This is a genomic window from Porphyrobacter sp. MBR-49 (assembly GCF_053628655.1).
Genome location: NZ_JBRJGU010000008.1, coordinates 20,773 through 45,935 on the forward strand (window position 1 = coordinate 20,773; position 25,163 = coordinate 45,935).

The 25,163-nt window shown below is 63.1% G+C and carries 19 protein-coding genes; 9 read left to right on the forward strand and 10 right to left on the reverse strand.

Annotated features, from left to right (window positions below):
* The first annotated feature begins 217 nt into the window (after window positions 1-217).
* The 3 genes from groES (at window position 218) to ACSSV3_RS11880 (ending at window position 2,746) form a co-directional block, all read left to right on the forward strand.
* Window positions 218-505: a co-chaperone GroES gene (gene groES, locus ACSSV3_RS11870; protein WP_354326148.1), complete on the forward strand. Its 288-nt coding sequence runs from the start codon at window positions 218-220 to the stop codon at window positions 503-505.
* Window positions 506-553: 48 nt separating this feature from the next.
* Window positions 554-2,194 (forward strand): chaperonin GroEL, encoded by a 1,641-nt coding sequence (groL, locus tag ACSSV3_RS11875; RefSeq protein ID WP_354326150.1) that lies wholly within the window; start codon window positions 554-556, stop codon window positions 2,192-2,194.
* A gap of 144 nt (window positions 2,195-2,338) precedes the next feature.
* Window positions 2,339-2,746: a baeRF12 domain-containing protein gene (locus ACSSV3_RS11880; RefSeq protein ID WP_354326152.1), complete on the forward strand. Its 408-nt coding sequence runs from the start codon at window positions 2,339-2,341 to the stop codon at window positions 2,744-2,746.
* A gap of 40 nt (window positions 2,747-2,786) precedes the next feature.
* On the opposite strand, the gene ACSSV3_RS11885 is transcribed toward ACSSV3_RS11880, so the two are convergent.
* Window positions 2,787-5,138, reverse strand: coding sequence for a DUF305 domain-containing protein (locus ACSSV3_RS11885; RefSeq protein ID WP_354326153.1), 2,352 nt, complete (start codon window positions 5,136-5,138; stop codon window positions 2,787-2,789).
* 323 nt (window positions 5,139-5,461) lie between these two features.
* On the opposite strand from ACSSV3_RS11885, the gene ACSSV3_RS11890 reads away from it, so the two are divergent.
* A complete protein-coding gene (locus ACSSV3_RS11890) occupies window positions 5,462-6,430 on the forward strand; it encodes a serine hydrolase (RefSeq protein WP_454184815.1) in 969 nt (322 codons plus the stop codon).
* A 100-nt stretch (window positions 6,431-6,530) separates the two neighbouring features.
* Here ACSSV3_RS11890 and ACSSV3_RS11895 read toward each other — a convergent pair whose 3' ends face one another.
* Window positions 6,531-6,794, reverse strand: coding sequence for a hypothetical protein (locus ACSSV3_RS11895; protein ID WP_354326156.1), 264 nt, complete (start codon window positions 6,792-6,794; stop codon window positions 6,531-6,533).
* A 224-nt stretch (window positions 6,795-7,018) separates the two neighbouring features.
* Here ACSSV3_RS11895 and polA point away from each other — a divergent pair, with 224 nt between their 5' ends.
* Window positions 7,019-9,895, forward strand: coding sequence for a DNA polymerase I (gene polA, locus ACSSV3_RS11900; protein ID WP_354326157.1), 2,877 nt, complete (start codon window positions 7,019-7,021; stop codon window positions 9,893-9,895).
* Between the two features lie 129 nt (window positions 9,896-10,024).
* Here the strand turns inward: polA and ACSSV3_RS11905 are convergent, their stop codons facing one another.
* Entirely contained in the window at window positions 10,025-12,331 is a 2,307-nt protein-coding gene (locus ACSSV3_RS11905) for a CDC48 family AAA ATPase (RefSeq protein ID WP_354326159.1), read from the reverse strand.
* A gap of 492 nt (window positions 12,332-12,823) precedes the next feature.
* On the opposite strand from ACSSV3_RS11905, the gene ACSSV3_RS11910 reads away from it, so the two are divergent.
* Genes ACSSV3_RS11910 through ACSSV3_RS11925 form a run of 4 tightly spaced genes read left to right on the forward strand, consistent with a single transcriptional unit; the run spans window position 12,824 to window position 16,230 of the window.
* A complete protein-coding gene (locus tag ACSSV3_RS11910; protein ID WP_354326282.1) occupies window positions 12,824-13,549 on the forward strand; it encodes a CoA transferase subunit A in 726 nt (241 codons plus the stop codon).
* The gene (locus ACSSV3_RS11915) at window positions 13,546-14,181 is read left to right on the forward strand and encodes a CoA transferase subunit B (protein WP_354326160.1); all 636 of its coding nucleotides are present in this window, start codon (window positions 13,546-13,548) and stop codon (window positions 14,179-14,181) included. Before ACSSV3_RS11910 ends, ACSSV3_RS11915 begins: the two co-directional genes overlap by 4 nt.
* Window positions 14,181-15,074 carry an alpha/beta hydrolase gene (locus ACSSV3_RS11920; RefSeq protein WP_354326162.1) on the forward strand — a complete coding sequence of 298 codons (894 nt, stop codon included), beginning with the start codon at window positions 14,181-14,183 and terminating at the stop codon, window positions 15,072-15,074. The genes ACSSV3_RS11915 and ACSSV3_RS11920 overlap by 1 nt, the downstream gene beginning before the upstream one ends.
* Window positions 15,075-15,078: 4 nt before the next feature.
* Window positions 15,079-16,230: a CaiB/BaiF CoA transferase family protein gene (locus ACSSV3_RS11925; protein WP_354326163.1), complete on the forward strand. Its 1,152-nt coding sequence runs from the start codon at window positions 15,079-15,081 to the stop codon at window positions 16,228-16,230.
* Here ACSSV3_RS11925 and ACSSV3_RS11930 read toward each other — a convergent pair.
* The 7 genes from ACSSV3_RS11930 to hisS form a co-directional block, all read right to left on the reverse strand.
* Window positions 16,227-17,447 (reverse strand): DUF418 domain-containing protein, encoded by a 1,221-nt coding sequence (locus ACSSV3_RS11930; RefSeq protein WP_354326165.1) that lies wholly within the window; start codon window positions 17,445-17,447, stop codon window positions 16,227-16,229. The two genes, ACSSV3_RS11925 and ACSSV3_RS11930, sit on opposite strands and share 4 nt — an antisense overlap.
* Before the next feature lie 22 nt (window positions 17,448-17,469).
* Window positions 17,470-18,693 carry a methionine adenosyltransferase gene (metK, locus tag ACSSV3_RS11935; RefSeq protein WP_354326166.1) on the reverse strand — a complete coding sequence of 408 codons (1,224 nt, stop codon included), beginning with the start codon at window positions 18,691-18,693 and terminating at the stop codon, window positions 17,470-17,472.
* Window positions 18,694-18,790: 97 nt separating this feature from the next.
* Window positions 18,791-20,401 carry an apolipoprotein N-acyltransferase gene (lnt, locus tag ACSSV3_RS11940; RefSeq protein ID WP_454184816.1) on the reverse strand — a complete coding sequence of 537 codons (1,611 nt, stop codon included), beginning with the start codon at window positions 20,399-20,401 and terminating at the stop codon, window positions 18,791-18,793.
* A gap of 43 nt (window positions 20,402-20,444) precedes the next feature.
* The gene (locus tag ACSSV3_RS11945; protein WP_354326168.1) at window positions 20,445-21,227 is read right to left on the reverse strand and encodes a DUF4167 domain-containing protein; all 783 of its coding nucleotides are present in this window, start codon (window positions 21,225-21,227) and stop codon (window positions 20,445-20,447) included.
* A gap of 277 nt (window positions 21,228-21,504) precedes the next feature.
* Window positions 21,505-22,326 carry a peptide chain release factor N(5)-glutamine methyltransferase gene (gene prmC, locus ACSSV3_RS11950; RefSeq protein ID WP_354326169.1) on the reverse strand — a complete coding sequence of 274 codons (822 nt, stop codon included), beginning with the start codon at window positions 22,324-22,326 and terminating at the stop codon, window positions 21,505-21,507.
* 10 nt (window positions 22,327-22,336) lie between these two features.
* Entirely contained in the window at window positions 22,337-23,404 is a 1,068-nt protein-coding gene (prfA, locus tag ACSSV3_RS11955; protein ID WP_354326171.1) for a peptide chain release factor 1, read from the reverse strand.
* A 246-nt stretch (window positions 23,405-23,650) separates the two neighbouring features.
* Entirely contained in the window at window positions 23,651-25,048 is a 1,398-nt protein-coding gene (gene hisS, locus ACSSV3_RS11960; protein ID WP_354326173.1) for a histidine--tRNA ligase, read from the reverse strand.
* Between the last annotated feature and the right edge of the window lie 115 nt (window positions 25,049-25,163).

Sequence of the window (25,163 nt, forward strand, 5' to 3'; positions counted from 1 at the left end):
CCTGTGCGCGGGATCGGTCGGGTTGCGGTGCCAGATAAACGACCGGGCCAGCCCTGACCACCCCACGCGCCAAATCAGCTGCACAATCATCTGCGCAGTGAATTTTTTTGCGGTTCAGCCCTTGATTCATTCGCAGCCCACGACCAAATGTGCCCCGTTGGCACTCTCAAGCGGAGAGTGCCAAGACACCTCATTCATTCAAGGAAAGGTCATCATCATGGCATTTCGTCCGCTGCACGACCGCGTTGTGGTCCGTCGCATCGAAGCCGACCAGAAGACCGCTGGCGGCATCATCATCCCCGATAGCGCTCAGGAAAAGCCGAGCGAAGGCGAAATCGTCGCCGTTGGCGACGGCGCCCGTGACGAAGACGGCGACCGCATCCCGATGGATGTCAAGGCCGGCGACCGCGTGTTGTTCGGCAAGTGGTCGGGCACCGAAGTCAAGATCGACGGGGAAGACCTGCTGATCATGAAGGAAAGCGACATCATGGGGATCATCGGCTGATCCCACAAGCTTTTCCTTTCCAAACAACCAATTTCAGGAGAAACAATCATGGCTGCCAAGGACGTAAAGTTCGGCCGCGAAGCCCGCGAAGGCATTCTGCGCGGCGTCGATATCCTCGCCAATGCCGTCAAGGTCACGCTCGGCCCCAAGGGGCGCCACGTCGTGATCGACAAGAGCTTCGGCGCACCGCGCATCACCAAGGACGGCGTCACCGTCGCCAAGGAAATCGAACTTAAGGACAAGTTCGAAAACATGGGCGCACAGATGCTGCGCGAAGTCGCCAGCAAGGCCAATGATACGGCTGGCGATGGCACCACCACCGCCACCGTGCTCGCTCAGGCGATTGTCACCGAAGGCATGAAGTCGGTCGCCGCCGGCATGAACCCGATGGATCTGAAGCGCGGCATTGATCTGGCCGTCACCAAGGTGGTCGAAAACCTCAAGAGCCGTTCGAAGGACGTGTCAGGTTCCTCCGAAATCGCGCAGGTCGGGATCATTTCGGCCAATGGCGACGTGGAAGTGGGCGAAAAAATCGCTCAGGCCATGGAAAAGGTCGGCAAGGAAGGCGTGATCACCGTCGAGGAAGCCAAAGGCCTCGAATTTGAACTCGATGTCGTCGAAGGCATGCAGTTTGATCGCGGCTACCTGTCGCCCTACTTCATCACCAACCCCGACAAGATGACCGTGGAACTGGAAAATCCCTATATCCTGATCCACGAAAAGAAGCTGTCGAACCTGCAGTCGATGCTGCCGATCCTTGAAGCTGTGGTGCAGTCGGGCCGTCCGCTGCTGATCATCGCCGAAGATATCGAAGGCGAAGCGCTGGCGACCCTGGTGGTCAACAAGCTGCGCGGCGGGCTGAAGGTTGCGGCGGTCAAGGCCCCCGGCTTTGGCGATCGTCGCAAGGCGATGCTGCAGGACATCGCGATCCTGACCAAGGGCGAGATGATTTCCGAAGACCTCGGCATCAAGCTCGAAAACGTCACTGTCGGGATGTTGGGTGAAGCCAAGAAGGTTTCGATCGACAAGGACAACACCACCATCGTCGATGGCGCCGGCGCAGCTGACGACATCAAGGCGCGCGTGGCTGAAATCCGCACCCAGATCGACAACACCACCAGCGATTACGACCGCGAAAAGCTGCAGGAACGGCTTGCCAAGCTGGCTGGCGGCGTGGCCGTGATCAAGGTTGGCGGCGCATCCGAAGTCGAAGTGAAGGAACGCAAGGACCGCGTTGATGACGCGCTCCACGCGACCCGCGCTGCGGTCGAAGAAGGCATCGTTCCGGGCGGCGGCACCGCGCTGCTTTACGCCACCAAAGCCCTGGAAGGGATGAAGGGCGCGAACGAAGACCAGACCCGCGGCATCGACATCATCCGCAAGGCGATCACCACCCCGATCAAGCAGATCGCCCAGAACGCCGGCCATGATGGCGCGGTGGTTGCGGGCAACCTGCTGCGCGAAGATGACGAAACCCAAGGGTTCAACGCGGCGACCGACACCTATGAGAACCTCGTCGCCTCGGGCGTGATCGATCCGACCAAGGTGGTTCGCGTGGCGTTGCAGGATGCGGCCTCGGTCGCTGGCCTGCTGATCACCACCGAAGCGGCAATCGTGGAACGCCCGGAAGACAAGTCGTCCGCACCTGCGATGCCTGACATGGGCGGCATGGGCGGCATGGGTTTCTAAGCTCTCGCGCTGGTGACTTCCCGGAGGCGGTATCGCCTTCCGGCAGAAACGGATAAGCCCCGGAGGTTCGCGCCTCCGGGGTTTTTCTGTTATCGCTTTCGGCAGTCGGGGCGAACCCCGGCACTGGCCGAAGAAAGGGGAATTATGAAGCTTGCACACAAAGCCCACGTCGCCTTGCTTGATGGTGAGAATTTTTCACTGTTGCGCAACGACGGGCAAATTTTTGAACCAAGGCTGGTGCCCGAAGCGCGGCCCGAACTGGTGCCGACCAATTTCAGCGCCGGGGTGCGCCATCAGGATCAACTCGGCAAACTGCTGGGCCGCACGCAGCTGGATGAACTGGCGCACGGGGCCGCGGCTGCCGAATGGCTCAACGCCAAGGCGATTGCCGGTGAGATTGAGGCGCTGCTGATCATCGCTGACCCCAAAACGCTGGGCGAAATGCGCCACCATTACCATGCCGAGCTTGAAAAACGGCTGGTCGGGGAAATCGACAAATCTTTCGCAGGCCGCCCGATCGAGGAAATTCAGCAGGCCATCATCGCCGCCTGAAACGGCGGGCGATGATGATTGCCTCCGGCGCGCGAACCCCTCACCCGCCCTTGCGGCTGGCCTCGGCGGCTTCGATCACCGCTGCATCCCACGTCACCCGTGTCTGGGTTTGCGGGTTGAAGCGGCCGCCTTCGTAGATGGCCGCCTTGGCCGCCGCGATTTCCGCCTCGGTCAGGTGTTCGCTCGGCTGAAGCGCAAACACGTCGATCCCGCGCGTGATCTCGGTGCCGTAGATATGGCCGTTATACCAGTAGGTTGACCAGTATCCGCCCAGCACCAACTGCTTGGTATCAATCGGGCCGCGATCGAAATAGGCAATTTCCTTGGGGCTCGCGCTGTCGGTAAAGTCCATCACCGAAAGGCCGCCCTGATACCACGCCTGCACAAACAGATCGCGGCCCGGCACCGGGATGATCGATCCGTTATGCGCAACGCAGTTTTCCATGTCGGTCTGCGGCGCAGGCATTTTATAGTGCGCGCGGAACACCAGCTTGCCATCGACGATATCGTAGATCGCATTGGCGCCCCAGGTCTTGGGATCGGATGCCTTGCAGCGCGGCCGCCCGCCGCCGCCCCATTCATCGGTGAAGATCACCTTGGTGCCATCATTGTTGAAGGTGGCCGAATGCCAATAGGCAAAGGTGGTGTCAGTTACCGCGTCGATCCGCTTGGGGTTCACAGGATCGCTGATGTCGAACAGGATGCCGTTGCCCGAACACGCGCCCGCCGCCAGCTTCAGCGCGGGGAACACCGTGATGTCGTGACAGTGGTTGGTCTGCGCGGTGCGCTGTGTGCCGTCGCCATGATCGCCGCCGCGCCACAACCCGGCGATTTCGCCCGATTCGGTATCGGCAAACACGCGCGGGCTTTTGATGATCCGGGCTGCCGCGGGATTGGCCACCGGAATCTCGATCACGTCGACCGAAAACAGCGCGGTGCGGGTGTCGCCCGGAATCCCGCCGATGCACCCGGCCAGCTCTTCCTCCTCACGCACCCCAGCGGTGCCGGAGTTATAGACGATCAGCCGCGTGTCATCGGCGCTAACGATTGAATGCGTGTGGCTGCCCCGGCAGGTCTGCACCCCGCCGACCTGCACCGGACGGGTGAGGTCAGAAATATCGAAGATGCGCAGCCCCCGGAACCTTTCGGTGCTGACCTTGCCCGGCGCGCCTTGCAGCCCGCAATCGATGCGCCCGCGGGTCTGTTCGACACTCATCACCAGCAGGTTGCCAGCCACCGAGACATCGCCCTGCCCGCCGGGGCACACGACACTGCTCATCAGATTGGGCACGCCGTCATCGCCCAATTTGTAGATGTTGAACCCGTGGTAAGAGCCTGCGACCATCACATCGCCAAAAAACGCGATGTCGGTGTTGGCGAAGTTGAGCAGCGGCGAACGTTCGGCAAATTCGGTCAGGCTGTCCTCTTCGGCCCGTTCAGCCGGTGCGGGCGGTACGGCATCTGCGGCGGCTTGATCGGGTGCAGGGATGGCATCGGCAGCCGCTTGACCGGGCGCGGCGGCGGGTTCGGCCGGTTCAGGTGCGGCCTTGCCTCCGTCCTGCTTGTCTTTATCTGCTTTTTGCTTGTCCTTTCTGGGGGCAGCCAGCGGGCGCAGATCGGCTGGGTTGGCAGGATCAAAGAACCCGGCGGGCTTGGCAAGGCTGGCCAGTTTGGTGAGGTTCAGGATCGCCTCACCGGCATTATCGAACCCGGCAGCAAGCCCTGAACGCGGGTCTGCCGACAAGCCGGCCAGCAGCTTGTCCATCCGCGCGATCTCGCCGGTCTGTTCGTTTTCGATATCGCTGATGAAGCGGAACAATACCGGGTCAACCGCAGTGCCATCTTCATCGAGCAGCTTTTCCACCATCTCCACCGCGCCTTCGTGGTGAGCGATCATCAGGGTGAGGAATTGCCGGTCAAAATCCACGCCCTTGGCCGCGGCCAGCGCCTGCATCTGTTCGGGGGAGGCCATGCCTGCCATGGTCGCGTGGGCGTGGTGGGCGTTGTGCCCCTGCAACATCGGGTCTTCGGCGGGCTGGCCGCGTTCAGCCAGCCAGCCTTTCATGAAGGCGATTTCGTCAGCCTGGCTCGATTCGATCCGTCCGGCAATCGCCACCAGGTCTTCGGTATTGGTGCGATCCTTGACCAGCACCGCCATATCGACCGCCTGCTGATGGTGCACGATCATGTGCTGCATGAAGGTAACGTCAGCCGGTGCGTAACCCGCCGTCACCAGCCGGGTCGCCTGTTCGGCGGTGAGCGTCTGGCTCGCCTGCCCCGGCGCACCGGGCTGCACGATCGGGGCACTTTGCGCAAAGGCGATGCCCGAGGCAGACAGCATCAGTGCGGAAAGAGCAGCGCGGGTGGCGCGCAGCGAGGCGGTGTTGGTCATAATGTCCCCTTGGTTGAAAGCCTTGCCGCCAGACTGCCGGGATCACCGGTGCAGTCAAGTCCAGGCCCGCACCGGCAAGCCCCCATTCGACGAACCTGCCACTGCGGTCGAGGAGCGGCGAATCGCGCCTGCGCGCTGCCCTGTCGCGACCTGCGCACCATTCACCGCACTGGTTAACATGAGGCCTTGTCGCGGCGAATCGGGCATGACTAGTATGGTTTATTAATCCGTCATAAACCCTGCCGGAGTAGCTTATCCCTATGGCACGCTCTCGTATCCTTGCTCTCGCCACTGGTTTTGCCGCTGCTTTTGCGGCCTTGGCAATGCCGGCCGCCGCGCGCGCTGACGAACTTCAGGCCAGTTTCGACACCGCGTTTGGCACGCAAATGCGCGAGCCGCAGAGCTTTGAGGCGATCTATGCCTCCAGCTTTGAACAACGCATCGCCGAACTTGCAAACGCCGACCAGGGCCGCATTGGCGTTGCCGCAATTGACCTTGCCACTGGCGAGGAAATCATGGTGCTGGGCGACCAATTGTTCCCGTTGGCATCGACCAGCAAGATCGCGATTGGCGCGGCCTATCTCGAAATGGTCGAACAAGGGCGCTATTCGCTGACTTCGGAATTTCCGCTGATGATGGCGGTGCGTTCGGCCAAATATTCCTCGCCCAAGGCTCCGGTGCGCGAAGGGCAATATATGCCCGCAATCGACCTGATCGAGATCATGATAACCCGGTCGAGCAATCCGGCGACCGATGCGATGCTGGCCGCGATCGGCGGGCCGGCTGTGGTCAATGACTGGATGCGGCGGCAGGGCATCAATGATTTCAGCATCAACCGCGATATCGCGACCTTGGTGCGCGATGATGGCGAATATGATCCCGCCAACCACATCGACCCGCGCGATGCCGCCACGCCGCGCGCGATGGTGCGCCTGCTGGCGGGCCTGTATCGCGGGGAGTTCCTGTCCGACCAAAGCCGTCAGGTCTTGCTTGGCGCGATGAGCCGCACCATTACCGGCAAGCGCCGCATTCCGGCGCACATCCCGCTCGAAGCGCGGGTGAGCCACAAGACCGGATCCTTGAACAACACGTCGAGCGATATCGGCATCATCGAAACCCCCGATGGCCGCGCGATTGCAGTGGCGATCTATGTGACGGGGCAGGGAACCAGGCTGGCCCGCGAGCAGCGCATCGCAGCGATTGCCCGCGCGCTGTATGATGGTTTTGCAGTGCGCGCGCAGCAGAACCCGACCAAGAACTGGACCGCCGCCCCCTATTCAACCGGGGGCTGATCCTCGGTTCAATTCATGACAGGCAGCAAAAAGGGCGGCGCCTTTCGGCACCGCCCTTCTGTATGACCGCCACCGCAAAAGCGGTGCGGATCATATCCGATTACTCGGCAGCAGCAGTCGCAGCTTCGGCGGTCGCGGCAGCGGCATCAGCAGCTTCGGTCGCGGCGTCGGCGGTTGCTTCAGCAGCTTCGGCAGTCGCGTCGGCAGCGCCTTCGACGGCTTCAACAGCGGCGTCGGCGTTGGCTTCGGCGTCAGCAGCCATCGCGTCGGCAGCTTCTTCGGTTTCGGTGGCGGTTTCGCCGCTGCAAGCAGCAAGGCCGAGGGCCGAGGTGGCGATCGCGGCAGCAAGAATGATCTTACGCATAATATGAATTCCTTCTTCAGCGAATGTCACGCACCCCGCTTGGGATTGCGTCGAACCCGGCGACTGAACTCCGGTTCACCGCTGCAAATAATGGCAAGATTGCGGCAGCGCAAGCGAATTAAGGCACCGCCGCCCAAATTTCGCCGTTTTCCTGCCACAATTTAACGCCCCGCCACCTGCGATCCCCCTCTACCCGCGCGCTTTGCCGGGTGCTAGCAGGCGGCATGGCCGAACCTTCCAAACAGCACCTCTATCTCGTCGATGGATCATCCTATATCTTCCGGGCCTATCACCGGCTGCCCCCGCTCACCAATCCGCACGGCACGCCGGTCGGCGCGGTCTATGGCTACACCACCATGCTGTGGAAGCTCGCCGCCGATCTTGATGCGGCCGACGGGCCGACCCACCTTGCGGTGATCCTTGACGCAGGATCAATCAGTTTCCGCAACGGAATCTACGCCGAATACAAGGCCAACCGCCCCCCTGCGCCCGAAGACCTGGTGCCGCAATTCCCGCTGATCCGCGATGCCACCCGCGCCTTCAGCCTGCCTTGCATCGAGGAAGCAGGGCTGGAGGCCGACGATCTGATCGCCTCCTACGCGCGCGAGGCGCAGCGCATGGGATGGGACGTGACCATCGTTTCATCCGACAAGGATCTGATGCAATTGGTGGGCGAGGTTGATGGGCCGCACGGCCCCGCCCGGATCGATATGCTCGATACGATGAAGAACCAGCGCATCTATCTCGATGAAGTCGAAGAGAAATTCGGCGTCCCGCCCGAACTGGTGGGCGATGTGCTGGCGTTGATGGGGGACACGGCTGACAATGTGCCGGGCATTTTCGGGGTTGGGCCAAAAACCGCGAGCAAGCTGATCGCTGAACACGGCTCGCTCACCGCGGCGCTGGATGCGGCGTCCGACATGAAGCCATCGAAGCTCAAAGACCGCCTGATCGAAAGCCGCAGCGATGCCGAACTGAGCAAGGTGCTGGTAACGCTGAAAGAAGATTGCGCGCTGCCGCAGCCGATTGCGGAAATGAAGCTTGGCCCCGTCCCGCCCGCCCCGCTGGCGGCTTTCCTTGAACAGCACGGCTTCACCTCGCTGCTGCGGCGGCTGGATGCAGGGCGCGGCAGCCCGTCGCGCACCACCGATTTGAACCCGCCCAAACCCGATACGCCGGGAGCAAACGGGGACGGCGCCAATGGCAGCGCCAACCGCCAGCCGCTGCCCGATATGCCCCCCGTCGATCACAGCGCCTATGAAACGGTGCAGACGATCGAGCGGCTGGAAGCATGGATCGAGCGCGCCTTCGCTGCACGGGTGGTGGCGGTTGATACCGAAACCACCTCGCTCGATGCGATGCGCGCCGATCTGGTCGGGGTCAGCCTTGCGCTTGGCCCCAATGACGCGTGCTACATCCCGCTCGCGCACCATAATATCGAGGGGGGCGGGGACGATATGTTCGCGCAAAAGCCGCAGCAGGTGGGCATGGCCGCCGCGCTCGCCGCGCTAGGGCCGCTGCTGGAGGATGCAGCCGTCCTCAAGGTGTTCCAGAACGGCAAGTATGATCTCAACATCTTCGCGCGTCAGGGGATCAATGTCGCCCCGATTGACGATACGATGGTGATCAGTTTTGCGCTGGATGCCGGACGCGGGGAGGAAGGCATGGGCGGCGGCCATGGGATGGACGAGCTCAGCCAGCGCCACCTCGGCCATACCCCGATTGCGTTCAAGGACGTGTGCGGCACCGGCAAGAAGGCGATCTTGTTCAGCGAAGTGCCGCTCGACCGCGCGACGCCTTATGCCGCCGAGGATGCCGACGTCACCCTGCGGCTATACCGCCACCTCAAACCGCGCCTCGCCATCGAAGGTGGCACGCGGGTCTATGAGCGGGTTGACCGCCCGCTGATCGCGGTGGTCGCCGCGATGGAGCGCGAAGGGATCCGGGTTGACCGCGCGCGGCTGGCAAAGCTGTCAGAGGAATTTGCGGTCGAGATTGCCCGGCTCGAAGGGGAAATCCATAGCCTTGCCGGGCAGGAATTCACCGTCGGCAGCCCGAAGCAGTTGGGCGATATCCTGTTCGACAAATTGGGGCACAAGGGCGGGAAGAAGGGCAAGAGCGGACAATATTCGACCGATGTCTCGGTGCTGGAAAAGCTCGCCGGGGAAGGCGCGCCGATTGCCCGCAAAGTGCTCGAATGGCGGCAGTTGGCGAAGCTGAAATCGACCTATACTGATGCGCTGCAAGCCGCGATAAATCCGGCGACCGGGCGTGTTCACACCAGCTACAGCCTGGTCGGCGCGCAGACCGGGCGGCTGTCGTCGACCGATCCCAACTTGCAGAATATCCCGATCCGCACCGCGATTGGCCGCCAGATTCGTGAAGCCTTTGTGCCCGAACCGGGCAATGTCCTGCTGGCCGCCGACTATTCGCAGATCGAATTGCGGCTGGCCGCGCATATGGCCGGGGTCGACACGCTGAAGGCGGCATTCGCGGCGGGTGAGGACATCCACGCCCGCACCGCCACCGAAATGTTCGGCGAAGTCACCCGCGACACCCGCGCGCGGGCAAAAACTATAAATTTTGCAATACTTTACGGAATTTCACGCTGGGGCTTGGCGGGGCGGCTGGAGGTTACGCCCGAAGAAGCGCAGGCGATGATCGACACCTATTTCCAGCGTTTCCCCGGCATCCAGCGCTACATCCACGAAACGCTCGAAACCGTGCGGGCCAAGGGTTATTCCGAGACATTGTTCGGGCGCAAAACGTGGTTCCCGCGGATCAATTCCAAGAACCAGGCCGAACGTCAGGGGAGCGAGCGCGCCGCGATCAATGCCCCGATCCAGGGCACCAGCGCCGACATCATCAAGCGCGCAATGGCGCGGATGCTGCCCGCGCTGGGCGATGCGGGCCTCCACGATGTGCGGATGCTGTTGCAGGTGCACGACGAATTGGTGTTCGAACTGCCAGAGGACCGCGTCGAAGCCGCCACCCCGATCATCCGCCGCGTGATGGCCGAAGCCGCGCTGCCAGCCGTCGAACTCACCGTGCCGCTGGGGGTCGATATCGGCACGGGCCGATCATGGGACGCGGCGCATTAGGGCAGGCTAGACCCCCTTTAGACCCCCCTTAGACACTTCCAGACAGCGCGATTGCGGTGCTCGCAGCAATGTTTCACGTGAAACATTTGCGGAACTTTGGAGTGTGCCCGATCCTCTAACCCAGCCCGCTCAATCGTGCTTTTTCTCCCGCGTCGGGGTCAGCATATCCGGCGCGATGAAGCCGATCGGGTGAACTTCCGCCGCGCGCTTTTTCAGCTCGCCGCGCATATTCTTGTATTCAGCCTCCATCGCCTCGGTCACGGTGGCGCGCGAATCCTTTAAAGCCTCGTCGAAATCGAGCGCGCTGACCGCGTCCACTTCGCCGCCCACACGGCGCAGCGCGGACAGGCCGGCGCGTCGCACCACATCTTCAAGATCGGCCCCGGTATAGCGTTCGGTCTTTCCCGCCAGCGCGGCCAGATCAACGTCCGCCGCCAGCGGCATTTTGGCGGTGTGAATGCCAAGGATGTGCTCACGTCCCGGCTTGTCAGGGGTGCCGACGTAAACCAGTTCGTCAAACCGGCCGGGCCGCAGCAACGCCGGATCGACCAGCGCCGGACGATTGGTCGCGCCGATCACGATCACCGATTGCAGTTCCTCCAGCCCGTCCATTTCGGCCAGAATGGTGTTGACCACGCGGCCCGTCACCTGCGGTTCGCCCTGCCCGCTGCCGCGCGCGGGAACCAGTGAATCGATCTCGTCGATGAACAGCACACACGGCGCAACCGACCGGGCACGGGCGAACAGTCGGGCGATTTGCTGTTCGCTTTCGCCATACCATTTCGACAGCAGGTCAGAACTTTTCATCGAGATGAAATTGGCCTCAGCCTCCTTCGCCACCGCCTTGGCCAGCAGGGTTTTGCCAGTGCCCGGCGGGCCGTAGAGCAGGAAGCCCTTGGCCGGACGAATGCCCAGACGCCGGAACGCTTCGGGGTTTTTCAGCGGCAGTTCGATCCCCTCTTTCAGCTTGTCGATGGCATCATCCACGCCGCCGATATCGCTCCAGCTGACATTGGGCATCTGCACCATCACCTCGCGCATGGCCGATGGCTGCACGCGCTTGAGCGCGGCGAGGAAATCGTCGCGGGTCACGCACAGGTCTTCGAGCACTTCGGGGGGGATCGTGCGTTCATCCAGATCCAGCCGGGGCATGATCCGCCGCACCGCCTCAATCGCCGCCTCACGCGCCAGCGCGGCGATATCCGCGCCGACAAAGCCGTGAGTGACGCGGGCAAGTTCTTTCAGATCAACCGCCGCCTCCAACGGCATCCCGCGGGTGTGAATGCTGAGAATCTCGCGCCGCCCGCGTTCATCAGGCACGCCGATCACAATCTCGCGGTCAAACCGGCCCGGCCGCCGCAATGCCTCGTCAATCGCGTCGGGCCGATTGGTGGCTGCGATCACCACCAGATTGGCGCGCTTTTCCAGCCCGTCCATCAGCGTCAGCAACTGCGCCACCAGACGCTTTTCGGCCTCCCCCGGCACCTGCGTGCGTTTGGGCGCGATCGAATCGATTTCGTCGATGAAGATGATCGCGGGCGCCGCGCGGGCAGCCTCCTCGAACACTTCGCGCAGGCGCTTTTCGCTTTCGCCATAGGCGGAACCCATGATTTCCGGGCCGTTGATGGTGAAGAATTCGGCATCCGATTCGTTCGCGACCGCCTGCGCCAACCGGGTCTTGCCGGTACCCGGCGGGCCGTGGAGCAGCACGCCCTTGGGCGGTTCGACGCCGAGGCGGATGAACAATTCCGGATAGCGCAGCGGCAATTCCACCATTTCGCGCAAGGCGTTAATGGTATCGTCCATCCCGCCGACATCATCGTAATTGACCGCCGCCCGGCCATCGCGCGGTTCTTCGAATTCGGCGCGCAGTTCGACCTCGGTGTTCTCGTCAATATGGACGATGCCCTTGGGGCTGGTCGCGGCGACGGTGAGGCGAATCTGGGTCAAGGCATAGGCTGGAGCGCGCAAGAGCTGGCGAACATCGGGCGGCATATTCTGCACCGGCTGCTGCCCGGTGGTCGCCACCAGATCACCGGCCACCAGCGGGCGGCGGAAGAAATTACGCTTCAACGCCTGGGTCGGCCCCTGCAGCCGCATTTCACGCTGGGCAGGCGCAAATACCACGCGGGTGGCTGGGCGCGATTCGGCTTTGGCGATGTCAACGTGCTCACCCGATCCCGCCTCGGCATTGCCGCGCTGCAACCCGTCGAGCCGCACCACATCGAGCGCGTCATCTTCCGGATAGGCGGCCATGGCGATCGCGGCAGTGGCGCGCTTGCCGGTGATTTCGACCACATCGCCCTCGGTAATCCCGAGCTTCTGGAACGCCGATCGCGGCATACGGGCAATGCCCTGCCCCGATTCTTCCTGTCGCGCAGGAGCAACCTGCAACCTTACGTTGCGGGTCGGAGCGGCGGTTTCGGCATCGGCCATGAAGGAATCCCTGTGCAGCTGGCGGTCTTGGGTCGAAACCAATAGCTAGGAACAAGGAAAGGCGAATGCAATCAGCAGGCGGCGCAGCGTGTCCGGCACGCCTGGCGATTTGTGCCGGGCAAAAAAAGCCCGGCACGGGGCCGGGCTTTGAAAGTTTTGGGAGAGGATGCCTGAAAGGCACTTCGCATATGCAGCAGGCATGGCTGTTGTGCAAGTGCGAAAGCCTCATTGATAGTTGCATACGACGCAACGAATGAGGAAATCGCAGGGTTTCTATACGAAAGGGCGCACATAACTGCTTGCAATGAAAGCAGTTGCCTAATTATTCAGCAATTGAATGGCAAAATCGCGTGCTGCATCGCAACATGAATATAAATTCACCTTTGGCGATCGCATGGGCGTGACAGCGCGCTTCGAAGCCTCTAATCATCCTATGTGACATTCCGCAGACGGCCTGTGCGTGCCGATTGAGTGAGCGAGCAAACCAGTTCGATGACCAAAATCTACTCCGATGCCGCCAGTGCGCTTGCAGGCGTCCTGAAAAACGACATGCTGATCGCCGCAGGGGGCTTTGGCCTATGCGGCATTCCCGAAAGATTGCTCGACGCGATCCGCGATAGCGGGGTGACTGGCCTCACCTTTGCCAGCAACAATGCCGGGATCGACAATCAAGGCATCGGCAAACTGCTGCGCACCCGGCAGGTGGCCAAGATGATCAGTTCCTATGTCGGCGAAAACAAAGAGTTTGAACGGCAATATCTGGCGGGTGAGCTTGCAGTTGAATTCTGTCCTCAAGGCACACTGGCCGAACGGATGCGCGCAGGCGGCGCGGGCATTCCCGGATTCTACACCCGCACCGGGGTCGGCACCGAAGTCGCCGAGGGCAAGGAACACAAGGACTTCCCCGACCGTGACGGAGTGATGCAGACCTATATCCTTGAACACGGCATCTTCGCCGACCTCGCCATCGTCAAGGCGTGGAAAGCCGATGAAACCGGCAACCTCATCTTCCGCAAGACCGCGCGCAATTTCAACCTGCCCGCGGCCACCTGCGGCAAGGTGTGCGTTGCCGAGGTCGAGGAAATCGTTCCCGCAGGCGCGCTTGATCCCGATCAGATCCACCTTGCCGGGGTGTTCGTGAACCGCATCGTGATGGGCGCGCCCTATGACAAGCAGATCGAATTCCTGACCACACGCGAAAGGGAGGTTGCGGCATGAGCTGGACCCGTGACCAGATGGCAGCGCGCGCCGCGCGCGAATTGCAGGATGGCTATTACGTCAACCTTGGCATCGGCATCCCGACGCTGGTCGCCAATCACATCCCCGAAGGGATGATGGTGACGCTGCAAAGCGAGAACGGGATGCTCGGCATCGGGCCGTTCCCTTATGAAGACGAGGTTGACGCTGACCTGATCAACGCCGGCAAGCAGACCATCAGTGAACTGCCGCACAGCGCCTATTTCGACAGCGCCACCAGCTTTGCGATGATCCGCGGCGGGCATATTGATCTGACCGTGCTGGGCGCGATGGAAGTGGCGGAGAACGGCGACATCGCCAACTGGATGATCCCCGGCAAGATGATCAAGGGCATGGGCGGGGCGATGGATCTGGTCGCGGGCGTCAAGAAGATCATCGTAGTGATGGATCACACCGCCAAGGACGGCAGCCCCAAATTCATCCCCGCCTGCACCTTGCCGCTGACCGGCACGGGGGTGGTGGACATGGTGATCACCAATCTGGCGGTGTTCCAGCGGCCCGACCACGCCTCACCCTTTCGCCTGATCGAAATGGCCCCCGGCGTGACCGAAGCTGACATCGCCGCCTCCACCACCGCGCATTACGCGGTGTGATGCGGCGTGGAATCGCGTTTGTCGGCCTGGCATTGCTGTTGGTGATCGGCGGCATCCTCGCCTTCACTTCGCCCCCACGGCTGCTGTCGGCCTATGACTGGGCGATGGGCGGCGGCGCGGGCGCGCGGCAGGTGGTCGAAGGCGTGCCTTTCGGCAACCACGGGCAGACGCTCGACATCTGGGCACCGGACACCGCAGTCAAAAGCAAGCTGCCGGTGGTGATCTTCTGGTACGGCGGCGGCTGGGCCAAGGGTGACCGCGCCGCCTATGCTTTTGCCGGGCGTGCACTGGCAAAACAGGGCTTCCTCGTCGTCATCCCCGATTACCGCAAGGTGCCGCAGGTGCGCTTTCCCGCCTTCCTCGAAGACGGGGCCGAGGCGGTCGCGTGGACGCGCGACAATATCGCCGCGCAGGGCGGCGACCCGACGCGGATCGCGTTCATGGGCCATTCGGCGGGGGCCTATGTCGCGGTGATGCTGGCACTGGACACGCAGCGGCTGACAGCGGCGGGGGTTGATCCTGCCATCACCAAGGCGGCGGTTGGGCTGTCTGGCCCCTATGATTTCCACCCCTTCACCAGCAAGCGTTCGATCGATGCGATGGGGCAATGGCCGCGCCCGGCTGAAACGCAGCCGATTGCCTATGCCCGCACAGATGCCCCGCCGCTGCTGCTGGCGACGTCGCAGGGCGATACCACGGTGCGCGCGAAGAATGCCAACAACCTCGCGGCGAAATTGCGCGAGTTGGGTGCGCCGGTCGAGGTGAAGAACTACGGCCCGTTGTCCCACGAGGAGGTGGTGATGGCGCTGTCCACACCCTACCGCGCCAAGGCACCCGTGCTGGCCGATAGCGTGGCTTTCCTGCGCGCGCATCTGGCGGCAGGCGGGGATTGACGCGATGTGGCTCGACCAGCCCCGCAACCCCGATGCGCCGCTTGCGGGGCTCAAGGTGGTGGAACTGGCGCGGGTGCTGGCGGGGCCGTTTGCGGGACAGATCCTCGCTGATCTGGGCGCGGATGTGATCAAGGTGGAAAGCCCGGAAGGCGATGGCACCCGGCTGTGGGGGCCGCCTTGGGTAGAGCGCACCGATGCGCAGGGGCGGGTCCACCGCGAGGCCGCCTATTACCACGCCTGCAATCGCGGCAAACGCTCGATCATCGCCGATTTCGCGGATGCAGGCGATCTTGCGCGGGTCAAGGCGCTGATCGCCGGGGCCGACGTGGTGATCGAAAACTTCAAGACCGGCAGCCTCGCCAAGTTCGGCCTCGATTACGCGAGCGTTGCGGGCGGCAATCCCGGCCTCGTCTATTGTTCGATCACCGGCTTCGGCCAAACCGGGCCGCGCGCGCACGAAGCGGGCTATGATTTCGTCGCGCAGGGGATGAGCGGGCTGATGTCGCTGACTGGGGAGCCGCACGGCCATCCGGTCAAGATGGGCATCTCGATATCTGACATCACCACCGGCATCTGGGCAGCCAACGGCATTCAGGCGGCGCTATTGATGCGGGCGCGGACAGGACGCGGACAACAGGTCGACATGAGCCTGATGGATTGTTCGGTCGGGCTACTCGCCAATCAGGCGACCTATCTGTTCACCACCGGCGAAAACCCCCCGCGGATGGGCAATGCCCACGCGCAGGTCGCGCCTTACGGGGTGTTTGCGGTGGCCGATGGCCACGTGATCCTTGCGCCCGCCAATGACGGCTTGTTCCACAAGCTGATGGCGGTGCTGGGGCTGGCCCATCTGTCCGCCGATCCGCGCTTTGCCACCAATGGTGATCGCACCGCCAATGCCGCAGCGCTCGATACCGAAATCGCGGCGGCGGCAGCGGGGTGGACCAAGCAAGGCCTGCTCGATGCCTGCCATGCTGCGGGCGTTCCTGCGGGGCCGATCAATCGCTTGGACGAGGTGTTTGCCGATCCTCAGGTGATCGCGCGCGGGATGCGGGTGGAGCTTGGTGGGATGGCGGGGGTGCGCAGCCCGTTCACCTTTTCCGATGCCGAACTGGCGCTCGATCGGCCTTCCCCGACCCATGGTGAGGATGGCTAAGATAGCGTCTTCGCCGCGCCGCGCCATAACCGTTCAAACGGGCCTTGCCCCCATCGTGCGAGCCACAGCGGCGACCACGCCAGCATCGCCGCAATCGGCACGAAACTGAGCGTGAAAGCCTGCGCGCGGGTAACTTCGCCAAACAGCCCCAGCCCCCACGGGGCGAAGATCGCGGCGAGCACCACGCTGGTCATCAGGTAATTGGTCAGCGACAACCTGCCCACCGCCGCCAGCCGGCGGGTGAACGCGTTGTCGCGCGCCAGAAACGCCATCGCCAGCGCCGCATAGGTCAGCCCCAGCAGCATATCGAACGGAGCCGACAGCACCAGCGCTACCGGCCCGACCAGCGCCGCCGGAAAGCCCTGTGCCACCAGCCACCCCGCCAAACCCAGCAGCCCCGGCAGCGCCGCTAGCGCGGCTATTCCCGCCACGCGTTGCAGCCGGAAGGTGCGCCATTCGCCCCGCAGCATCCCCGCCTTCCACAGCCCCATGCCCAGCGCAATGGCGGCAAGGTTGATCGGGATTGAGGCCATGATGGTCGCCAATTGCGCCGGGATTCCCAGACCCCGCCGGACGATCCGTTCGCCCAGCCCCTCGCGCCCTTGTTCCAGCAGCATCGCCATCGCCGCCGGATCGCGGCCAAATTGCCGCTCCGCCCACAGCAGCGCGTCTGTGCCCCAATGTTTCACGTGAAAATCGACCAAGGGGGTACCAAGCGCGGTCAAGCCCAGGGCAAGGTGCACCGTAAGCAGACCGAGCGCGACCGCCACCAGTGCCCGCGCCGACAATCCGGCCAGCAGCGGCAGCGCAAGCCCCGCGATCGCATAGGCACGCAGCACATCATTGCTGGCCAGCAGCGTCGCGTGGATCAGCCCGATCGCAAACAGCACCGCCATGCGAGCATAATGCGCTCGCCACATACGCCCCGCGCCGCTCGCCCCGCCGCGTTCCAGCAGGATCAGGCAACCCACGCCAAACAGCATCGCGAATAGCGTGCGGAACTTGTCCTCGATGAACACGAAGCTGCCCAGCCACACCCAGTAATCGACTGGGCTGGCCGCGCCGTAGGACAGCAGATTATAATAGGCCGGCCCCGGCAGCGCGAAGGCGAGGACGTTCATCCACACGATCCCGATCACCGCAATCCCGCGCAGCGCATCAAGCGCAAGGATACGTTGAGCGGGCGGGCAAGCAGGGGGTGGGGCGGGCGTCACCATCGGTTTCGCCCTACCCGAAAAATCAGGCCAGCGCTGCCTTCAGATCATTGACCAGATCCAGCCGTTCCCACGGGAAGAAATCCCCTTCGGCCTTGCGCCCGAAATGGCCATAGGCGGCTGCGCGCTGATAGATCGGTTTATTGAGGCCCAGATGGGTGCGGATGCTGCGCGGGGTCAGCCCTCCCAACTTGGCAATGCTCAGCAGCGCTGCCTCGATCTTTTCATCGCCAACCGTGCCGGTTTCATGCGTGTCGACATAGAGCGACAATGGCTGCGACACACCGATGGCATAGGCAATCTGGATGGTGCAGCGCGTAGCAAGGCCCGCCGCCACGACGTTCTTGGCAAGATAGCGGGTGATGTAGGCCGCGCTGCGATCAACCTTGGTCGGGTCTTTGCCGCTGAACGCGCCGCCGCCATGCGGGGCCGCGCCGCCATAGGTATCAACGATGATCTTGCGTCCGGTCAGGCCTGCGTCGCCATCCGGCCCGCCAATTTCAAACGCCCCGGTCGGGTTGATGTAATAGACGGTTTCGCGCAGCAGCACCGGCGGAATGATCTCTGCAACGATGCGCTTTACGTAGCTTTCCAGCTCGCGATATTTGGCCGGGTCGGCATTGTCCCCGGTCAGGCAATAGCCCGGCTTGTGCTGGGTGGACACCACCACCGCGGTCGCCGCGACGGGGAGCGATTCTTCATAGCGCAGCGTCACCTGGCTTTTGGCATCGGGTTCAAGAAACGGGGCCGCGCCCGAATGGCGGTCGGCTGCCATGCGTTCGAGGATCTTGTGGCTGTAATACAGCGTGGCGGGCATCAGATCGGGGGTTTCATCGGTTGCGTAACCGAACATGATCCCCTGATCGCCCGCGCCTTCATCCTTGTTGTCGCCGGCATCCACGCCTTGCGCGATATGTGCCGACTGGCCGTGCAGCTTGTTTTCAAACCGCAGCGTTTCCCAGTGGAAACCATCCTGTTCGTAACCGATGCGCTTGACCGTGGCGCGCACGGTGGCTTCGATCTCTTCCTTGGCCCCCGGCACCCAATCGCCGTTTTCAAACACGCCCTTGCAGCGGATTTCCCCCGCGAGCACAACGCATTGCGTGGTGGTCAACGTTTCGCAGGCGACGCGTGCTTCGGGGTCTTTCGACAGCAGCAGATCGACGATTCCGTCGGAAATCTGGTCGGAAACCTTGTCCGGGTGGCCTTCGGAAACGCTTTCAGAGGTGAACAGATATTCGGTGCGCATGGATCCTCCGAGGGATTGAAAGTGCGGTGTCTGGCGGAAAACCGGCCCTTATGCAGATATAAGGAAACCTTTATGTCCGCCTGCTTGCCTGCTCGCCCTAGCCGCGCCGGTGGATGAGCGCAAGCAATCTTGGCATCCCCAGCCCCAGCAGCAGCAGGGACAGCGCCCAGCCCAGCGTCAGCCAATGCCCCGCGCGGGCGAACAGCGTCGGTGGAAGGGCGGTGGGGACGATACCTTCGAGCTTATCCGCCTTGCCCGGCCCAATCGCGCCGCGCACGATGCCATTGGCGTCGATCACCGCGCTGATCCCGGTGGTGGTGGAACGCAGCACAGGCAGCCCTTCCTCCAGCGCGCGCATCCGCGCCTGCGCCAGATGTTGCGGCGGGCCCCAAGTACCGAACCAGCCATCGTTCGAGGGATTGAAGATGTAATCGGGCCGGTTGGCAGCATCCACCACCGCGCCCGAAAACACGATTTCATAGCAGATCTGAATGCCCGCCTTGCCGTGCTCGCCCAGATTAAGCGTGCGCGGCCCCGGCCCCGGCGCATAATCTATCGTGCCCGCCACCAACCGTGACAGGCCCAGCGGTTCGAGCAAGGTGCGCAGCGGCAGATATTCGCCAAACGGCACCAGATGCGCCTTGGCATAGTGGTGCGCGATATCGCCTTCGCCGCCCAGCGCGATCACCGAATTGCGCGCGCTGACCGCCCCCAAACTGCCGTCCTTGCGCGCGGCAATGTCAAGATTGACGACGCCCGCCAGCAGCGTCGATTGCGGCCCGATCACCGCACCGATCCGCCGCCGCGCAAACTCCGGGTCGGCCCCGGCGGTCGTTTGGAAATAGTAGCGTTCGGGATAGCCATCCTCGAGGTAATCGGGGATCGCGCTTTCGGGCCACAGCACAATCCGCGACTGATCACGCCCCGGCATGGTGAGGTCTGCGAGGCGGACGAATTGTTCCTCGAACTTGCTCGCATCGTTGATTTCGGTCTGCTTGAGCAGCGGTTGCACGAGGGTGTAATTCAGGCCTTTGTTCGGCGGCGCGGCCTCGATTGCCGGAAAGTGCATCGACGTTGCAACAACCACAGCGCCCGCCCCTGCCACGACCCAGCGCCGCGCAATCAGCGCCCACAGCAACAGGCCCGCCAGCACGACAGTAAACCCGGACAGCGCATAGGTGCCCATCCACGGCAGCACCGCCGCCAGCCCCTGCGCTTTCCACTCGCCGAGCAGCATCAGCCCGGCCGGCGGCCACGGATAGCCGGTGAAGAACGTCCCCCGCGCCCATTCGGCCAGCACCCACGCACCTGCCAGCACCAGCGCAAAGGCAGGCAACGGCGCGCGCCGGGCCAGCAGATGCGCCGCCAGCGCGGCCAAGGCGGGATAGATCGCCAGATACATGCAAACAAGCGGCACCGCGACCCAGCCCAATGCCTCGGGCATCTTGGCCTGATGGGTAAAAGCGGTCGCGATCCAGTTATTGGCGAGCGTCAGGTGCGCCCAACCGAACCACCAGCCCAGCCACAGCGCCGCGCGCTTGGTGGGGGCGGTGTAAATCAGCCACACGAACCCCGCCAGCGCGGCAAGGCCCAGCGGCCACAGGTGCAGCGGCGGGTAAGCGCAGGCCGCGATCAACCCCAGCACAATCGCGGCGAGCGCGGGGCGACGCTGGATCAGCGCCGGGATTGCGGAAATCCGCGCATCCATTGTCCGGGTTTCCGCCACGGGGACGAACCGCACCCGCGATCAATCAGCCGACCGCTTCGAGCGTGCCGTCGCCATCACCAGAACCATTGCCCGAATCCTCGCCGCGGATCGACGGCGGGAGGATCGAGGAATCAATGCTCCCACGATCAGCATCAACCGGCGGGCGCGGCTTGCGGGCGCGGGGGGCGGGCTTTTCAGCACGCTTTTCGGCAGGCTTTTCGGCGCGTGGTTCGCTGCGTTCGGGACGCTCGGTGCGTTCGGCGCGGGCGCCGCGTTCCGGGCGGTCGCTACGCTCAGGCCGTTCGCTGCGGGCATCATCACGCGGTTTGCGCGGCTGGCGGCGCGCATTCTGCTGGCGCGGCTGCGATTCGCTGCGGCCGTCATCACGGTCATCGGACGCGGAGCTTTCGCCTTCCTGCCCCGATTCGCCTTCTTCAGCATCGGCGCGCGGCTGCCTGCTGTCATCGTTCTGCCGATCATGCGACGGGCGATCGCTGCGGCGGCCCCGGTCGAAATCGAAATCATCATCGCTGTATTCTTCGGCGGCTTCCCGCTCATCCGGGCGGCGTCCGCCGCGCACTTCATCCTGACGCGCCTTGTTATCGGCGATCACGCGGAAATAGTGGTCGGCAAATTGCAGATAATATTCCATCTGCACCCGGTCGCCATTGTGATGGGCGTCCTGCGCAAGCTTTTTGTACTTGTCGAGCATCTGCGGCGCATTGCCCCGCGCGCGGCTGTCAATCCGGTTGAGCTGACTGCCATTGCCACCCTGAGGGCGGTTGCCGCGTCCACGACGACGGTTATTCCGATTATTGTTATTCAAGGAAATTGTTCCTTAATCAGCGACCGGCTGCAAAAAATTCTTGCACGCGCGGTCAACAGACCCCTCGTCAAAGCGCGTCATCACCTTGGCTTGCCAAAAGATGCCGCGCGCTCCGTGCTGCCGTGGCCGGGGACAAGCCCAGACGGCCGATTCAAGCGAGTTTAGGAGCTTGGCTCAGCGATTTGCGCCCTTCGCACATCATCTGGCCTGTTTTTCCAATTAGCGATGCAAAAGCACTTTGCCAAGCCCTACAGCGCTTTTCCTCACCGAAGGGTGCTTACCAAAGGATTAGCGCGCGCGGTCGGCCAGCAAGGTCGCGGCGCAGTTCTACAGCAAACCCGGCCGTGGCAGCGATGGCGCTGACTGCCTCGGCCTGGCGTGCGCCGATTTCGAAAATCGCGATCCCGTCCGGCACAATCAGCTTGCCAAGCTGCGGGATCAGCGCGCGATAATCGTCAAGCCCCTGCGGCCCGGCGAACAGCGCGCTGGCGGGTTCATAATCGCGCACCTGCCGGTCAAGCGCGGCATCCGCCTCAACATAGGGCGGGTTGCACAGGACGAGATCGAAGGTACCCAGCCCATCCGCCCAGCCCCAGGCGTGCCAATCGCGCTGATGCCACGCGCTGTGATTCGCCAGCCCCAGCGCATCGGCATTACCCGCCGCCACCGCCAGCGCCGCGGCCGAGGCATCCACCCCCACGCCCTGCCAGCCCGCGCGGTTCGCCAGCAGCGCCAGCAGCAGCGCCCCCGATCCGGTGCCAAGGTCAAGCGCGCGGCCAGCCGTGCCCGCAACCTCCAGCGCGGCTGCGATCAGCGTCTCGCTATCCCCGCGCGGGATCAGGGTGGCGGGGGTGACGGTGAGCTCCAGCCCGTAAAACTCCGCAAGCCCGGTAATATAGGCGACCGGTTCGTGCGCAGCGCGCCGCTCGACCAGCGCGGCGAAACCGGCGGGCGCAGGGCTTTGCATCTCCCGTAGCAGCATGTCCGAGCGGCTGACCCCCAGCGCGTGGGCCATCAGCAATTCGGCATCAAGCCGCGCAGTGTCGCTGGCGGCGGCAAGCCGTTCGGCAGCGGCGCGGATGGCTTCGGAAACGGTCATTGCGCCCCGATTACTCGGCCAGCGCCGACAGCCGCTTGCCCTCGTCCTCGGCGATCAGCGCGGCGATCAGTTCGGCCAGCCCCGGCCCGGCGAGCACTTCTTCGAGCTTGTGCAGCGTCAGCCCGATGCGGTGATCGGTGACGCGGCCTTGCGGAAAATTATAGGTGCGGATGCGTTCGGAACGATCCCCGCTGCCGACCATCGCCTTGCGCGCCTCGGCCTCTGCGCCTTGGGTGGCTTCACGCTGCGCTTCAAACAGCCGCGCGCGCAGCACCTGCATCGCTTTTTCCTTGTTCTTGTGCTGGCTGCGACCATCCTGACAGGTCACTACCGTGCCGGTCGGCAGGTGGGTGATGCGGATGGCGGAATCGGTGGTGTTGACGTGCTGCCCACCCGAACCGCTGGCGCGGTAGGTATCGATTTTTAGATCACCCGGATCAATCGTGACATCAACCTCGTCGGGTTCAGGCAGCACCGCCACGGTCGCCGCGCTGGTGTGGATGCGCCCGCCGCTTTCGGTCACGGGCACGCGCTGCACCCGGTGCACCCCGCTTTCAAACTTCAGCTTGGCAAACACGCCGGTGCCGGTGATGTTGGCGATCACTTCCTTGAAGCCCCCGATTTCAGAGGCGTTGATGCTGACCGGCTCGATTTTCCAACCCTGCTCGTCGGCGTATTTTTCATACATCCGGTAGAGGTCGGCGGCGAACAGAGCGGCCTCATCGCCCCCCGTCCCGGCGCGGATTTCGAGCATCGCGGGCTTGGCATCGGCGGAATCGCGCGGCAGCAATTCGATGGCGAGGCGGCGTTCGAGATCGGGGAGTGTCGCCTTGAGCGCGGCGAGTTCCTCCTCCGCCATGGCCTTCATTTCGGGGTCGGCGAGCATGGCGTTGAGCCCCGCCATTTCCTCGCGCGCGGCTTTCACCTCGGCGGCGATTTTGGCGACGGTCTGGAGTTCGGCGTAATCGCGGCTGGCGCGGACAAAGGCCTCACCCTCCAGCGTGCCGGACGCCATGCGCGCTTCCAGCTCCGCAAAGCGGTGCGCGATCTGGTCAAGGCGTTCGGGAGGGATTTGCATGGTTGGCTTCTCTTACACGTCATGCTGAACTTGTTTCAGCATCCATTTTGCAATTTCGGGCCGCTGTGGAGGCGGCGCGATGGACCCTGAAACGAGTTCAGGGTGACGATGCGGGCTAAGAGAGCGCGAAGTTCATCGGTTTCTACTTCTTTCGTCATCCCGGACTTGATCCGGGATCCCGCTACTTCATGACCCGCCGCGAGATAAAAAGCGGGACCCCGGGTCAAGCCCGGGGCGACGATTGGGTTAGGAGCGGGTCAGCGTGAACGCAGTCGGAGGGAGGATAACGCGGCCCCAGTTATCTTCGCTTTGCACTTCAACATCTGGCGAAGAAAAGCCATTGTTCTCAAGCACAGTTAGCACATCGCCAAAGGTCCAAGCATCTACGCCGAATGCTCCACTTGATAATCTTAATGTGGCCCGATCTCTATCGGTATCCTGCCCAACCACTACAATCGCTGCCGAGACTTTCGCCGCTCGTTGGAACGCCTTGCTAAAGCTACCAGTGAAACATTCAATCGTAACGAAAGGCCTGTCGAAGCGAGCCCACTTTGCTTGGCGTAATAGGCTGGTAATTTCGTGTGCTAGACTTACCGATGCCGGGCTTTCGGGCACCAGAGCCACTCGCACAACCGAGTATTCTCGAGCCTTAACCTCAAATCCTTCACTAGCTTGGACCAGCATCGCCAGCCGCTCAATTCCTGCAGCCCAGCCAACTGCGGGCGTCGGCTTACCACCCAGCGATTCCATCAGCCCATCATAACGCCCGCCGCCCAGCACCGTGCTCTGGCTGCCCAAGGCCGCTGCTGAGGCGCTGCCCTCGTCGGGGATGAACTCAAACGCGGTGTGGCGGTAGTAATCGAGGCCCCGCACGAGGCTTTCGGCCCGCGCCCACTTCACCCCCGCCGCATCCAGTCCGCTGGTCACGGCGGCAAAGAACGCCTGCGCCTCGTCGGACAAAAACGCGTCGATCTTGGGCGCATCAGCCAGAAACGGTTTGTCGCGCGGGTCTTTGGAATCGAGAATCCGCAGCGGGTTCTTCTCCAGCCGTTCCTGCGATTCTTCGGACAGGTCGCCCTTCACCGCCCCGAAATAGTCGATCAAGGCCGCGCGCCATGCCTCGCGGCTGTTCGCATCGCCCAGCGTGTTGAGGTGGAGCGTCACATCGTGGATGCCCAGCTCTTTCAGCAGCTGATCCGCCATCGCCAGCAGCTCGACATCCGCCTGCGGCTCGCCCGCGCCGATCACTTCGGCGTCGATCTGGTGGAACTGGCGGTAGCGGCCCTTTTGCGGGCGTTCGTAACGGAACAAAGGCCCGTGGGTCGCCACCTTCAGCGGCGCATATTGCTGCCAGCCGTTGGTGAGGAAAGCGCGCGCGATCCCGGCGGTGAATTCGGGGCGGAGAGTCAGAGACTCTCCACCCCGGTCGTCGAAGGAATACATTTCTTTCGACACCACATCGGTGGTTTCGCCCAGCGAACGCGCGAACACCTCGGTCTTTTCGAACACCGGCATTTCCACCCGGCGGAACCGATAAAGCCGCCGCACGCGCTCGAATGTTTCAACCACAAAGGCGAAAGCCTCGGCATCGGGGCCGAAAATATCCTGGGTGCCTCTGATGGCTTGCGGGGTCTTTTTGCTCATAAGCGCGCGATTAAGCCCACGCGGGGTCTTTCGCAATCCTGCGCCACCGATTAAGGGGCGCGGCACAATTCAACCTCTCCGCCGCAAGCGAATACGCACGGCCCAAGCCAAAGAG

What these genes read in the sequence shown, in the direction of transcription:
- groES (WP_354326148.1), top strand. Translation starts at nt 218, where the DNA reads ATGGCATTTCGTCCGCTGCACGACCGCGTTGTGGTCCGTCGCATCGAA.
- groL (WP_354326150.1), top strand. Translation starts at nt 554, where the DNA reads ATGGCTGCCAAGGACGTAAAGTTCGGCCGCGAAGCCCGCGAAGGCATT.
- ACSSV3_RS11880 (WP_354326152.1), top strand. Translation starts at nt 2,339, where the DNA reads ATGAAGCTTGCACACAAAGCCCACGTCGCCTTGCTTGATGGTGAGAAT.
- ACSSV3_RS11885 (WP_354326153.1), bottom strand. Translation starts at nt 5,138, where the DNA reads ATGACCAACACCGCCTCGCTGCGCGCCACCCGCGCTGCTCTTTCCGCA.
- ACSSV3_RS11890 (WP_454184815.1), top strand. Translation starts at nt 5,462, where the DNA reads ATGCCGGCCGCCGCGCGCGCTGACGAACTTCAGGCCAGTTTCGACACC.
- ACSSV3_RS11895 (WP_354326156.1), bottom strand. Translation starts at nt 6,794, where the DNA reads ATGCGTAAGATCATTCTTGCTGCCGCGATCGCCACCTCGGCCCTCGGC.
- polA (WP_354326157.1), top strand. Translation starts at nt 7,019, where the DNA reads ATGGCCGAACCTTCCAAACAGCACCTCTATCTCGTCGATGGATCATCC.
- ACSSV3_RS11905 (WP_354326159.1), bottom strand. Translation starts at nt 12,331, where the DNA reads ATGGCCGATGCCGAAACCGCCGCTCCGACCCGCAACGTAAGGTTGCAG.
- ACSSV3_RS11910 (WP_354326282.1), top strand. Translation starts at nt 12,824, where the DNA reads ATGACCAAAATCTACTCCGATGCCGCCAGTGCGCTTGCAGGCGTCCTG.
- ACSSV3_RS11915 (WP_354326160.1), top strand. Translation starts at nt 13,546, where the DNA reads ATGAGCTGGACCCGTGACCAGATGGCAGCGCGCGCCGCGCGCGAATTG.
- ACSSV3_RS11920 (WP_354326162.1), top strand. Translation starts at nt 14,181, where the DNA reads ATGCGGCGTGGAATCGCGTTTGTCGGCCTGGCATTGCTGTTGGTGATC.
- ACSSV3_RS11925 (WP_354326163.1), top strand. Translation starts at nt 15,079, where the DNA reads ATGTGGCTCGACCAGCCCCGCAACCCCGATGCGCCGCTTGCGGGGCTC.
- ACSSV3_RS11930 (WP_354326165.1), bottom strand. Translation starts at nt 17,447, where the DNA reads ATGGTGACGCCCGCCCCACCCCCTGCTTGCCCGCCCGCTCAACGTATC.
- metK (WP_354326166.1), bottom strand. Translation starts at nt 18,693, where the DNA reads ATGCGCACCGAATATCTGTTCACCTCTGAAAGCGTTTCCGAAGGCCAC.
- lnt (WP_454184816.1), bottom strand. Translation starts at nt 20,401, where the DNA reads ATGGATGCGCGGATTTCCGCAATCCCGGCGCTGATCCAGCGTCGCCCC.
- prmC (WP_354326169.1), bottom strand. Translation starts at nt 22,326, where the DNA reads ATGACCGTTTCCGAAGCCATCCGCGCCGCTGCCGAACGGCTTGCCGCC.
- prfA (WP_354326171.1), bottom strand. Translation starts at nt 23,404, where the DNA reads ATGCAAATCCCTCCCGAACGCCTTGACCAGATCGCGCACCGCTTTGCG.
- hisS (WP_354326173.1), bottom strand. Translation starts at nt 25,048, where the DNA reads ATGAGCAAAAAGACCCCGCAAGCCATCAGAGGCACCCAGGATATTTTC.